The sequence below is a fragment of the Xanthomonas sp. CFBP 8151 genome, assembly GCF_011761885.1.
GTDB classification, from domain to species: Bacteria; Pseudomonadota; Gammaproteobacteria; order Xanthomonadales; family Xanthomonadaceae; genus Xanthomonas; species Xanthomonas arboricola_B.
On record NZ_JAASQZ010000002.1, the window covers coordinates 89,081 to 101,218 of the forward strand.

At 66.4% G+C, this 12,138-nt stretch carries 10 protein-coding genes and 1 pseudogene; 5 read left to right on the plus strand and 6 right to left on the minus strand.

The annotated features are described in order from the left end of the window. Position 1 precedes the first annotated feature (1 nt). Positions 2-607, minus strand: a complete 606-nt coding sequence (lexA, locus tag FHT08_RS08160) for a transcriptional repressor LexA (RefSeq protein ID WP_166774829.1) — start codon at positions 605-607, stop codon at positions 2-4. Between the two features lie 154 nt (positions 608-761). Between lexA and FHT08_RS08165 the strand changes: the two genes are divergently transcribed. Both FHT08_RS08165 and FHT08_RS08170 read left to right on the plus strand, forming a co-directional pair. Beyond that, positions 762-989: an AbrB/MazE/SpoVT family DNA-binding domain-containing protein gene (locus FHT08_RS08165; protein WP_166774830.1), complete on the plus strand. Its 228-nt coding sequence runs from the start codon at positions 762-764 to the stop codon at positions 987-989. A gap of 8 nt (positions 990-997) precedes the next feature. Then, positions 998-1,381 (plus strand): annotated as a pseudogene (locus tag FHT08_RS08170) (type II toxin-antitoxin system death-on-curing family toxin); the annotation flags it as partial. A gap of 120 nt (positions 1,382-1,501) precedes the next feature. Here FHT08_RS08170 and FHT08_RS08175 read toward each other — a convergent pair. The 3 genes from FHT08_RS08175 to FHT08_RS08185 form a co-directional block, all read right to left on the minus strand. Beyond that, positions 1,502-1,843, minus strand: coding sequence for a cupin domain-containing protein (locus tag FHT08_RS08175; RefSeq protein ID WP_166774832.1), 342 nt, complete (start codon positions 1,841-1,843; stop codon positions 1,502-1,504). Positions 1,844-1,907: 64 nt separating this feature from the next. After that, positions 1,908-2,498, minus strand: a complete 591-nt coding sequence (locus FHT08_RS08180; protein ID WP_104538292.1) for a GIY-YIG nuclease family protein — start codon at positions 2,496-2,498, stop codon at positions 1,908-1,910. Then, positions 2,495-3,823 (minus strand): DUF763 domain-containing protein, encoded by a 1,329-nt coding sequence (locus tag FHT08_RS08185; RefSeq protein ID WP_166774833.1) that lies wholly within the window; start codon positions 3,821-3,823, stop codon positions 2,495-2,497. Before FHT08_RS08185 ends, FHT08_RS08180 begins: the two co-directional genes overlap by 4 nt. Positions 3,824-4,110: 287 nt before the next feature. Here FHT08_RS08185 and FHT08_RS08190 point away from each other — a divergent pair, with 287 nt between their 5' ends. The 3 genes from FHT08_RS08190 to FHT08_RS08200 are packed head-to-tail and all read left to right on the plus strand — an operon-like array spanning position 4,111 to position 8,041. Continuing rightward, a complete protein-coding gene (locus tag FHT08_RS08190; protein WP_104538294.1) occupies positions 4,111-4,686 on the plus strand; it encodes a (2Fe-2S)-binding protein in 576 nt (191 codons plus the stop codon). Further along, positions 4,659-5,747 carry a xanthine dehydrogenase family protein subunit M gene (locus FHT08_RS08195; RefSeq protein WP_166774834.1) on the plus strand — a complete coding sequence of 363 codons (1,089 nt, stop codon included), beginning with the start codon at positions 4,659-4,661 and terminating at the stop codon, positions 5,745-5,747. Before FHT08_RS08190 ends, FHT08_RS08195 begins: the two co-directional genes overlap by 28 nt. After that, positions 5,744-8,041, plus strand: coding sequence for a xanthine dehydrogenase family protein molybdopterin-binding subunit (locus FHT08_RS08200; RefSeq protein ID WP_166774835.1), 2,298 nt, complete (start codon positions 5,744-5,746; stop codon positions 8,039-8,041). Before FHT08_RS08195 ends, FHT08_RS08200 begins: the two co-directional genes overlap by 4 nt. A gap of 261 nt (positions 8,042-8,302) precedes the next feature. On the opposite strand, the gene FHT08_RS08205 is transcribed toward FHT08_RS08200, so the two are convergent. Then, the gene (locus FHT08_RS08205; RefSeq protein ID WP_047124158.1) at positions 8,303-9,046 is read right to left on the minus strand and encodes an FCD domain-containing protein; all 744 of its coding nucleotides are present in this window, start codon (positions 9,044-9,046) and stop codon (positions 8,303-8,305) included. 84 nt (positions 9,047-9,130) lie between these two features. After that, positions 9,131-11,914, minus strand: a complete 2,784-nt coding sequence (locus tag FHT08_RS08210) for a TonB-dependent receptor (RefSeq protein WP_343204139.1) — start codon at positions 11,912-11,914, stop codon at positions 9,131-9,133. Positions 11,915-12,138: the final 224 nt, after the last annotated feature.

Consider the following 12,138-nt stretch of genomic DNA (forward strand, 5'->3'; position numbering starts at 1 on the left):
TTCAACCCTGCCGGATCAGACCGCAGTACAGTCCTTCGATCGCGAAGTCGGCATCGGCCGCCACCACGATCGGCGCATGCGCGCGGTTGCGCGGCAACAGGCGGATGCGTTCGGCACCGCGCTCCAGCCGCTTGATGGTGATTTCGCCATCCACCCGCGCCACCACGATCTGCCCATCGCGCGCCTCGCTGCTGCGATGCACGCCGACCAGATCGCCGTCCAGGATGCCGTCGTCGATCATCGAGTCGCCTTGCACCTGCAGCAGATAGTCCGGGCGCAACGCGAACAGCGCGCGGTCCAGCCACAGCTGCCGGTCCAGGCCGATATCCGCCCCGATCGGCACACCGGCCGCCACCCGCCCCAGCACCGGCAAGGCCAGCAACGCATCGCGCGCGGCGCCGCCCGGCATGCGGATGCCCCGCTTCTGATTAGGCAGCAGCTCGATCAACCCGGCCTCGGCCAGCGCCTGCACATGCTTCTGTGCGGCATTGCGCGAGGCGAACCCGAACGCCTGCGCAATCTCGGCCAGGCTGGGCGACACCCCCGCGCGGGCTTGCTCCTGCAGGAAAGCCAGCACGGCCTGACGCTTGGGGGAGAGAGATTCCATGGAAGTGCAACGGCCGGCCGGGACAAGGTGTACATTTGTACACCTCTCGGTCGCAGCAGGCGAGATCGGCGCATGCAGGTTGCTGAGCCGCTTCAGCCAGGACGGGCTTGCGCTCTGCCGGATACCAAGTTGTTACCTGACAAAGGGGTCGGCCATGAAGCTCAAGATCGCCTCCATCGGCATTTCCGCTGGCGTCATCCTGCCAAAGGAACTGCTTGCCCGCCTGCGCCTGCCCCTGGGCAAGGGCGACGAACTGTATGCGCTTGAGACGCCCGACGGCATCAAGCTGACCGCGTTCGACCCGACCCTGGCAGCGCAGATGGCTGTGGCCGAGCAGGTGATGCGCAAGGACCGTCAGGTGCTGAACAAGCTGGCCAGATGAACACCCGCATGGTCGTGTGGATCACGCATGGACTTGCCTTGGCCATCCTTGAGCGTCAATTGAGCGAACACGGCGGTGTTGCCGGCGTGCGCGACGAGGCATTGCTGGACTCGACACTGGCACGTCCGCAACAGCTGTTCTCCTATGGCGATCCCCTGCCGGACCTGGTGGAGTTGACCGCAAGCCTTGCCTATGGGCTGGCACACCATCGCTCGTTCGTGGATGGCAACAAGCACACTGCCCATATGTGCTATCGCGTATTTCTGATGCTCAACGATGCCAAGCTCATGGCGCCGCAGGAAGAGAAATACGTCGCCCTGATGGGATTGGCCGGTGGCGTGTGGGGCAAGGCCGACTTTTCCTCATGGCTGCGCCCACGTGTGCGCTTGCAGGGGCAGGGCCATCTGGTGGTTGTGGTGCTCACAAAACGTTGGAGCGCCAGCGATGCCCGCCGATGCGGCCGGCACTGCGTCGGCGCCTGCACACGCAGCGATGCACACGACAACGCCGGCTTATGACGCACCGGCCGGCAAGGGTTCTGCTTGCGCATCGTATGCAGGGGGATGATAGAAGTTCACCGTCTTCAACGGGGTGATACCGGTGTTGCGGATCTCGTGCGCTTGACCACACTCGATCACAATCAAGCTGCCGGCCTGCAACGGATGCGTGCGTCCATCCACCACGGCAGTGCCGCTGCCGTCGACCACATACACCCATTGATCAGAACCGCGGTGACGGTTGTCCGGCCCACCTTCGCCATCGCCAGGAGCAATCACCATTTCGGCGGCCTGCACCTGGCGCACCGAAAACAGCACCTTGAACGCGTCAGTCAACGTCAGCTGTGCGCTTTGCATGCGGCATCTCCTGATGAACTGCGGCGATGCTGACCGCGCATGCGTCAACGCGTTGGCAACATGCCTACCGGCTGCGGCAATACCAGGTCCAGACCTGCCCGGGCAGGTGCGCCTGCAGCGGCAGATCCAGTGCAAGGTAGCCATCGAGGACATCGCGCAGCGCGCGTTGCGCTGCTGTCGTTGCCACCAGACCATCCAGTTCGTCCTGGCTCAACTGCACCGCCGACCAGTCGTAGAGCCGATCGATCCGCTGCGCCATCGCCGCCTGCAGCCAATCGCGCAGCACGAACACGCGATACCCGCGCGCCTGCAAGTCCTCCACCGCCAGCTGCAGTGCACCGCTCGCCCCACGGAACCACTCGGTATGTCCACCGGCTATCGCCCGGATCGCCATAGGCGCCGGTGCGTTGTGCGCAAGCAGCGGGCGACGTAGTTGCAGCTCCAGATCGCGCGCATCGCGCTCGCGTTCGGTTTCCACCAGCAGCCCACGCTCCAGATCGAAAAAATCGAACCAGCGCGGATGCAGGCTGCCGATGCGTCCCAACGGATCGCGCGAAAAACCGATCTTGCAATGGTCTTCCCACTGGCACGGAAACACATAGGTAAAACAGCGGCCATCGGTCGCCACGGGTGTGGTGCTGCGCCGCGCACTCATCGCCGGCCTGCACGTGCACGCGTCGGCACCGCGGCTTGCCCCGTCTCCGGCGCCTGCTCCCAACCGAACACACTGCGCCCGCCGTAACGGTGCGACCCAGCGCGCTCCTGCGCGATGTAGTCCTCAACCGTTGGGCCCTGCGCGGTGGCCTCGAGCCGGCGTGCCTGCGCATCCAGCCGCGCAATCGCCTGTAGCCGTTCCTCGTTGCCCAACCTGGCCTGCTGCATCGCATGTTTGAGCACCCCGATGGTGTGGTCGAGCACACGGGTCGGCACCGGAAACGGATGCCGGTCCTTGCCGCCATGGGCTAGCGAAAAGCGCGCCGGGTCGCTGAAACGGCAGGGCGTGCCATGCACCACTTCGGCCACCATCGCCAGCGAGCGCAACGTGCGTGCGCCGACGCCTGGCACCTGCAGCAACGCGGTGAAATCCGTCGGGCCTGCCTCTGCTGCCGCAGCCAGACTCGCGTGCAATCGCCGTGCAATCACGTTCTCGCTGCGCACCTCATGGTGATCGGGCATGGACAGATGCGGCTGCTGCGCCGGGTCCCAGGCATGGCCGGCAAACAGATCGCCGGTCACCGGCACTTGCACCGCAAGCGGCGCAGGTGCTGCCGCATCGGCGATGCGCTGCCATTGCCGGGCCAGTTGATCCGGCGCGGTGGTGCGCAACAACGCCACCTGCGCCTCACGCGAGGCCGCGGCGCGATGGTCGGCAAGATTGACGATATTGCCTTGGTGCCGGCCGTCGATTGCCGCATGCGGCGCATCGACAAAACTGCTCAACCCTTCGGAAAGCCAATGATAACGGCGCGCCTGCTTGCGCTCACCATGCATGCCCTGCTGCACCACCACCCAGCGCCCGTCATCGCTGACGATGAAGCCATGCAGATACAGGTCAAAGCCATCCTGCACCGCAGCGCTATCCACCTTGGCCACCAGGCGGCTGGCCTGCGCCAAGGCGGCGCCATCCAGCCCGACCGCATCGCCCACTGCCAACAACTCGGCAGGCGTGGCGCGCGAGTGCCGGCCGCGCCCGCCACACACATGGATGCCAAGCTCGCCCGCCAATGGCGTCAATCCGCGCTTGAGCGCGCCGATCACACTGGTGGTGATGCCGGACGAATGCCAGTCCATCCCCATCACCGCACCAAACGATTGAAACCAGAACGGGTGTGCAAGGCGCCGCAACAATTCGTCGCGCCCGTAGCTGTGCACGATCGCCTCGCACATCACCGTGCCCAAGCGTGTCATCCGCTCGCCCAGCCACTGCGGCACGCGCCCGCCGTGCAGCGGAAGATCTGCACTGCCGCCGCGCTGGCTCATTGCTGCCACTGCTTGTTCATACGGTAAGGATAGCGGCGCGGTGTCGCAGCAGCTGGGACGCATGCGCAGCAGCATGCAGGGGTATCTGAGGAGTTCAGCTCGCGCGGTCAGGGTGTACTGCGCGTGACGCCTGCCCGTACGTGCAGGCGTGCAACCATCACAGTGCCGCAGCTGGACTGCGATCAGGCTGCCATCTAGGCACATGCATCACCCATGCGGTCACTCCGCGTTGACCACATCGCCGTCAAGGTGGTGGCCCTCCTCCCAGCCATCGCCACGGGGTTCGCATGAATGCCACGCCCGCCACTGCCACTCATCTGGCGCCGGCCACCGCCACTGCTGCGCCGACCTACCCGGTCAACCTGCGCATTAATGGTCAGCCTTACCAATTGCAGCTCGAAGCCTGGGTCAGCCTGCTCGATCTATTGCGCGACCGGCTCGACCTCACCGGCACCAAGAAAGGCTGCGACCACGGCCAATGCGGCGCCTGCACGGTGCTGGTCGATGGACGCCGCATCAACAGCTGCCTGACGCTTGCCGTCATGCAGGACGGCGCCGAGATCACCACCGTCGAAGGCCTGGCCGAGGGCGAACAGCTGCATCTGCTGCAGCGTGCCTTCATCGAGAACGATGCCTTCCAGTGCGGCTATTGCACTCCCGGGCAGTTGTGCTCGGCAGTGGGCCTGATCACTGAAGGCAAGGCGCACGACCGCGACCAGGTGCGCGAATTGATGAGCGGCAATCTGTGCCGCTGCGGTGCCTACCCGCAGATCACCGATGCGGTGATGCAGGTCATGGGCAAGCCCGCCGACAGCAGACAGAGCGCCGCCACGCCGTGGACGCCAGGGACGGTGCCGGCATGATCCCGCTCACCTATACGCGCGCGGACAGCGTCGATGCGGCGTTGACTGCCCTGTCGGTGCGCGGCAGCGACCCGCACCCGGTGCCCGCCGAAGCGCCGGTGCGCCTGATCGCCGGCGGCACCAATCTCACCGACCTGATGAAATTGCAGTTGATGCGGCCGGGCAGCCTGGTCGATATCAATCGCCTGCCGCTGGACGGCATCAGCGCGCTTGCCGAAGGTGGCCTGCGCCTGGGCGCGCTCGCACGCAATGCCGACACCGCCTACCACCCGGATGTGGAGACGCGGTACCCCTTGCTGAGTGCGGCGATCCTGGCCGGCGCCTCGCCGCAGATCCGCAACATGGCCAGCAATGGCGGCAACCTGCTGCAGCGCACGCGCTGCCTGTATTTCTACGACCACGCCACCCCGTGCAACAAGCGTGCGCCTGGAACCGGCTGCTCGGCGATCGGCGGGCTCACCACCTACAACGCCATCCTCGGCACCAGCGCGCAGTGCATTGCCACGCACCCGTCGGACATGTGCGTCGCACTGGCTGCGTTGGACGCGGTGGTGCACGTGCAAGGCCCCAACGGCGAGCGCGACATCCCGTTCGCGCAGTTCCACCGCCTGCCCGGCGAGCACCCGGAGCTGGACAGCACCCTGGCCCCGGACGAATTGATCGTGCATATCGATCTGCCCGATGCGCAGCGCTTCGTCGCGCACAGCGCCTACCTGAAAATCCGCGAGCGCCTGTCGTATGCCTTCGCGCTGGTGTCGGTGGCGGCGGCGCTGGACCTGGCCGAGGACGGCAACATCCGCGAGGTGCGCGTGGCCCTGGGCGGCGTGGCGCACAAGCCCTGGCGCAACCCCGACGCCGAAGCGCAGCTGGTGGGCAAACCTGCCACGACCGAGAGCTTCGGCAACCTGGCTGACGCCTTGCTGCAGGGTGCGCAACCGCAAGGCAACAACGCCTTCAAGCTGCCGCTGGCACGCCGCGCAATCGTGCGTGCCCTGGACGTTGCCCGCGCGGGCACTATCGACAACCGCGGGCGAACCAGCGCGCTGGAGGAAGCGCTATGAACGCACGCAGCACCGATGTATCCAACAACGACCTGAGCCCGCCGGTTGCCGACAGCGGCACCGGCTATCGCCCCACCGGCACCGGCGTCACCCGCATCGACGGGCGCGCCAAGGTCACCGGCCAGGCGCGTTATGCCGCCGAATGGCCGGTCGCGGATCTGGCCTACGGCGTGGTGGTCAACAGCAGCATCGCCAAGGGCGAGATCGTCGCCTTCCATCTCGCTGCCGCGCGTGCGGTGCCCGGCGTGCTGGAGATCGTCACCCATGAAAACCGCCCGCATATGCGCGGCATGGACGTGTTCTACAAGGACATGACCGCACCGGCCGGCTCGCCGTTCCGGCCCCTGTACGACAACAAGATCCTGTACAGCGGCCAGCCGATCGCCCTGGTGGTGGCCGACACCTTCGAAGCGGCGCGCCATGCGGCGCACCTGGTAGAGGTGGAACTGCTGCAGGACCCGCACGACACCAACCTGATGACCAACCTGGACCGTGCGCACAAACCCAAGGCCATGAAGGCCGGTTTCTCGCCGCCGCCCAAGGACAAGGGCGAGCCGGACACCGCCTTTGCCAATGCCGCTGTCCAGGTGCAGGCCGACTACTACAGCGGGGTGGAGCACCACAATCCGATGGAGTTGTTCGCCTCCACGGTGATCCGCGACGCCGATGGTCACTTCACCATCTACGACAAGACCCAGGGCTCGCAGAACAGCCGTTGGTACGTCTCGCATGTGTTCGGCCTGAGCAAGCGCAAGGTCACCGTGCGCAATCCGTACGTGGGTGGCGCCTTCGGCTCCGGGCTGCGCCCGCAGTATCAGTTGCCGCTGGCGGTGATGGCCTCGATCCTGCTGGACCGCTCGGTGCGCGTGGTGCTGACGCGGCAACAGATGTTCACCTTCGGCCATCGCCCGGAAACATTGCAACGGCTCAAGCTCGGCGCCGACCGCGACGGCAGCTTGCGCGCGATCTGGCACGAGGCCATCGCCGAAACCTCGCGCATCGAGGATTACGTCGAAGTGGTGGTCAACTGGAGCGGGCAGCTGTATGCCTGCGACAACGTGCATCTGGGCTACAACCTGGTGAGCCTGGACCAGTTCAGCCCGATGGACATGCGCGCACCCGGTGCCGCACATGGCGTGCATGCGCTGGAAGTGGCGATGGACGAGCTGTCCTATGAGCTGGGCATGGATCCGCTGGCGCTGCGCCTGAAGAACTATGCCGAGGTCAACCCGGCCGACGACAAGCCCTACTCCACCAAGGCGCTGCGCGCGTGCTACCAGCAAGGTGCCGAACGCTTCGGCTGGGCGCAGCGTCCGCTGCAGCCGCGCGCGCGCAAGGAAGGCAACGAATGGGTCGGCTGGGGCATGGCCACCGGGCAATGGGATGCGATGCAGATGTTTGCACGCGCGCATGCCGTGCTGCACGCCGACGGCCGGCTGGTGGTGAGCAGCGCAGCCAGCGATATCGGCACCGGCACCTATACGGTGATGGCGATGATCGCGGCCGAAGCACTGGGCCTGCCACTGGAACAGGTCACCTTCCAGCTCGGCGATTCGTCCCTGCCGGTCGCGCCGATCGAAGGCGGTTCGTCGCATGTGACCACGGTGGGCTCGGCGGTGGATGGCGCGTGCGCGAAGCTGCGCGCGCGGCTGCTGCGCCTGGCGCAGGCATTGCCGAATTCGCGCTTTACCAAGGCCAAGCTGGACGAGGTGGTGTTTGCCGATGGCACGCTGGCCTTACGCGCCGATGCCGGTACCACCATTGCCCTGACCGAACTGTTGCGCGCCGCTCAGCTGGAACAGATCGAGGACAAGTTCCTGCTGCTGCCCAATGTACTCAAGCAACGCAAGTACACCCGCGCCACCCATGGCGCGGTGTTCGTGGAAGTGCGGGTTGACGACGAGCTGGGCACGGTGCGGGTCACCCGCGTGGTCAGCGCGGTTGCAGCCGGGCGCATCCTCAACCCGATCACCGCGCGCAGCCAGATCGTCGGCGGCGTGGTCTGGGGCATCGGCCAGGCGCTGCACGAACACACCCAGTCCGATCACCGCTTCGGCCGTTTCATGAATCACGATTTTGCGATGTATCACGTCTCGGCCAATGCCGACATCCACGACATCGATGTGATCTTCGCCGACGAGGACGACCGCATCGTCAGCAGCCTGGGCGCAAAAGGCGTGGGCGAAATCGGCCTGGTCGGTGTTTCGGCGGCGATCTGCAATGCGATCTTCCATGCCACCGGCAAGCGCATCCGCAGCACCCCGATGACGCCGGACAAGGTGATGGCGGACTGAGGCCTGCACTGCAGGTGCCCACGCCCCCTCAGGTAGAGCCATCTGCCTGAGGGCGGACGCGCCTGCAGTGTCTTGTCCTGCAGCGTCCGCGGTGACCGCTGGCGCAACAACCGGATCAGCCGCGTGTCGGTGGTGCCGAACCAGGGCAGACGCCACATCTGGCTGACTGGAGTATGGGTCTTTCGCAGGATCGAGCGGCAGCGGCACGCAAGCGGTGCCGCTGGCGTTGGACGCAGCGCGTCAACACACCATCACATGCGGTCAGGTGCGCGTGGCCGCCAGGAAATGCGCGCGGTCCTGCTGGGTGCGGCGGCGGATCTCCGCCAGTGCGTCGTTCTCGGTCGCTTCCAGCATGGATTCGAACAGGCGCTGGAAATGGTTGCGCATGGCCGTGCGTGCCGCCACCGGGTCGCGTTGCTGCAGGGCCTGCAGGATGGCGGTGTGTTCGTCCACGCGGGTGGCGCCGTCGTCGTGGCAGACCCGCGCGTATACCTCGCGCACGCGCGGCAATTCGTTGCGCATGCGCCAGATCAACTGCACGCAGTACGCCACTACCGGGTTGCCGCTGATACGCGCGATCGCCAGGTGGAAGGCGCGGTCGTACTCGGCAGCGGCCGCATCGCTGAGCCCTGGTGCGGACAGCGCCTGGATCATGCCGCCCAGTTCGTCCAGTTCCGCATCGGTGATGTGGCTGGCCGCCAATGCGGCCGCCTCCGCCTCGATCACCGCGCGCGCGGATGTCAGCTCGAACGCGCTGACATCCGGCAATGCGCCCTCGTCCGAGGCCAGGCGAGGCTTGACGTACACGCCCGAGCCGATCTTGATCACGATGCGGCCCTGCGCCTCAAGCGCGATCTCGGCCTCGCGCACGGTCACGCGGCTGACGCCGAAGCGCTCGGCCAACTCGCGCTCGCCCGGCAGGCGCGAGCCGACCGGGAATTCGCCCGTGTCGATCAGCGCGCGGATCTTGGCGGCAACGGAGTGGTACAGGCGGTTTTCGGACATCGGCGACTCAAACCCTCAGGGTGATCGGCCCGGCACGCGGGTGCCGGACAGGTGGCGCAGCGGAAGCGGCGCCGGTGGGCGACGCTAGAAGCGGTAGCGCACCCCCAAATAATAGCGTCGCCCGTAAGTGTTGTACTCACGGAAGCTGCCGGGCACCGGCATGTCGGAGATCCGCGGCTCGTTGGTCAGGTTGGAAGCCTCCAGCGACACCGACAGCTGCGCATTGACGCGGTAACTGGCGCGCAGGTCCAGGGTGCCGCTGTCGCGCACGTAGCGGTTCTGCGCCGGGGCGCCGACGAACTTCTGGAAATACTCGGAGCGGTACTTGTAGATGGCCTGCAGGTCGACCGCGCCGATGGCGTAATACAGCTGGCCGGAGAACACGTGCCGCGACAGGCCGAAGATATTGGCCGGCGCGACGATGCCGCCGCTCACCAGGCCGGTGGCCGGGTCGACCTGGTCGCCCAGGCGCAGATCCTGGGTCTTGTAGTTGGAATCGGCGTAGTTGTAGCTCAGCTTGACGCCCAGGCCGTCGAACGGCGCAGGCAGGTAGGAGAAGCGGTGGGTGCCGGTCAGCTCCAGCCCGGTGAGGTCGCTCTTTTGCCGGGTGGTGACGTCCTGCACCACCGGCACCACCACCGCCGTGCCGTCGATGACGAAGCGCTCGTCCACCACCGTGGGCACCGCGCCACCGGTGAACTGCTTGTAATACACCGCGGCGCTGAGCAGGGAGTCGGCATTGGGATACCACTCCAGCGACACGTCCGCATTGGACGACAGCAGCGGCTGCGTGCGCGGGTTGCCGGTGGCGGTGATGCTGCCGATTGCCTCGCCGACACTATTGAATTCGGTCCCCGGTTCCAGGATGAAGGTGCGTCCGGCAGACAGCGCCACCAGATCCGGGCGCGCCATGGCCCGGTACAGCCCGACGCGCAGCTGGGTCTGCTCGGTGAGGCCGATGTTGGCGTTGAAGCTGGGCAGGAACACGCGGTTGGACGCGCGCACCGTCTGCGCGGCGAAGCGTCCGGTTTCTACCAGCTGGATGGTGCCGTCGGGGTTGTCGATCACGTCCAGCTCGCCGCGCAATCCCACCGAGCTGACGTCGGTGCGCACCCAGCGCACGCCCAGGTTGCCATCCAACGGCAGCCCGAACAGCGTGCTGGCGAACTCGCCCATCACATACAGCGCGCGGGTCTTCTCCTCCACGTCGGAGTCGGCGGTGCCGCGCGGGTCGGCATTGCGGCCGGTGTCGTCCACGCCGGTGATGGCGGCAAACAGACAGCGGCTGTCGAAGGTGGCCCACTGCCGGATGGTGTTGCCGCTGGCGCTGGAGAGGAAATCCTCCTGCGGAAACGGTTGCCGGCAGGCCAGGTTGGCGGCGCGGATCGTGGCCGGATCGGTGACATTGCGCTCGACGCGGTCGTCCAGGTCGCGGTAGGTCGCCTCGGACAGGCGCACGCCGCCCTTGATGGAGGTGAGCAGCCCGCTTTCCGGGGTGAAGCCGCCATCGAAACGCCAGGCCCGGATGGTGTGCTCGCGGCGCAACTCGTCGCGGCGCGCACGCGCGGCGGCGCTGAAGTTGTCCGGGTTGTTCAGGTCGAACGCGGGATCGACTACGATCCCCGGCACATCGCCGGCATAGGTATAGGTGTAGTCCACGCGTTGCCCGTTGATTCCGGGTACGCGGTTGCCGTTGATATCGGTGGCATTGGAGCGCAGCCGCATCAGGCGGTCGATCTCGCTGCGCTCGGTGCGCGAATACGACAGGTCGGTGGACAGCATCCAGGCCGCGTTCGGGCGCCATTCCACGCGTAGCCCGCCACCGCGGTACTGCTCGTCGCGCACCTTGTAGTCGGTGGAGGATTCCACCGTGCTGCTGCCGGTGTGGCCGAGCAAGGCGCCGTTGTCGCCCACCTGGCGGTTGTTGAGGTTGCGCAGGGTCTCGGAGAAGTTCAGCTCGGCGCGGTCTTCGGTCACGGTGCGCTGCGAGTCCTGGTAATCCAGGGCCACATCCAGGCCGTCGAAAGGCCGCCATTGCAGCGCGGCGAAGGCCGCGTCGCGTTGATCGTGCTCGCTGATCTGGCGGTACACGCGGCTGCCGGGCGCCAGGTAATACGGCGTCCCCGCCTGCACCTGCGCCGGGGTCACGGCGGTGCAGTTGCGGCTGGCGCCCACCACCTCGTTGGCGTTGCAGGCCGTCCAGGTGGAGCTGCTGCTCATCACCTCTTCCGGGTTGGTGCCTTCCAGCCGCTGCAGGCCGAGCGAGACCCCCAGCTTGCCGGCCCCGCGCAGATCGAACTGGTCCAGGTAGCTGACGGTGCCGCGCCAACCCACCCCATCGGCGTCGCGCATCTTGCTGTCGCCATCGGCATAGGTCGCCCGCCCGTCCAGTTGTACGCGGCGCTTGCCGAATTCCAGCGGCCGCACGGTCTGCATGTTGACCGTGCCGGCGATGCCGCCTTCGACGAAGTCGGCGCGCTGGGTCTTGTAGATCGCCACGGTGTTGATGAGTTCGGAGGGGAACTGGTTGAAGTTCACCGAGCGGTCGCCGCTGCCGTTGCTGGCCTCGCGCCCGTTGAAGGTGGCCGAGCCCAGGAACGGCCCCAGGCCACGGATGGAAATCTCCGACGCGCCGCCCTTTTCGCGGTGCGTGGCCGCACCGGTGATGGTCTCGATCGCTTCGCCGATCGACAGCGCCGGCAGGTCACCGATGTCTTCTGCCGACAGCACGTCGGCCACCACCGTCTGCTCGCGCTTGCTGTCGATGGACGACTGGATCGAGCTGCGGATGCCGGTGACCTTGACCTGGTCCAGCGTGGTGGGCGCTTGCTCCGGTGCCTGCTGGCCAGCATCGTTTTGCTGGGCCACGGCTGCCTGTGCGCTTGCCAGCGCAAGCGCGCTCAGCAGCGCCTGGGCCAACGCGTTACGGTTAATTGGTCTACGTGATTGGTTTAGTTCTAAACACCGCACAATTCCTCCTCCCAAAGGACGCTCGAGACCGAGCGTGGTGGAGACTCCACGCGGACTAACGCCAAGTCAATCATTTCTTCGATTTACCCGACCAACCGCATCACTAGGCCAGTTTTCGTAAT

Bases quoted from the DNA above. Each gene is read 5' to 3' on its own strand.
- lexA (WP_166774829.1), bottom strand. From the start codon at position 607: ATGGAATCTCTCTCCCCCAAGCGTCAGGCCGTGCTGGCTTTCCTGCAG.
- FHT08_RS08165 (WP_166774830.1), top strand. From the start codon at position 762: ATGAAGCTCAAGATCGCCTCCATCGGCATTTCCGCTGGCGTCATCCTG.
- FHT08_RS08175 (WP_166774832.1), bottom strand. From the start codon at position 1,843: ATGCAAAGCGCACAGCTGACGTTGACTGACGCGTTCAAGGTGCTGTTT.
- FHT08_RS08180 (WP_104538292.1), bottom strand. From the start codon at position 2,498: ATGAGTGCGCGGCGCAGCACCACACCCGTGGCGACCGATGGCCGCTGT.
- FHT08_RS08185 (WP_166774833.1), bottom strand. From the start codon at position 3,823: ATGAGCCAGCGCGGCGGCAGTGCAGATCTTCCGCTGCACGGCGGGCGC.
- FHT08_RS08190 (WP_104538294.1), top strand. From the start codon at position 4,111: ATGAATGCCACGCCCGCCACTGCCACTCATCTGGCGCCGGCCACCGCC.
- FHT08_RS08200 (WP_166774835.1), top strand. From the start codon at position 5,744: ATGAACGCACGCAGCACCGATGTATCCAACAACGACCTGAGCCCGCCG.
- FHT08_RS08205 (WP_047124158.1), bottom strand. From the start codon at position 9,046: ATGTCCGAAAACCGCCTGTACCACTCCGTTGCCGCCAAGATCCGCGCG.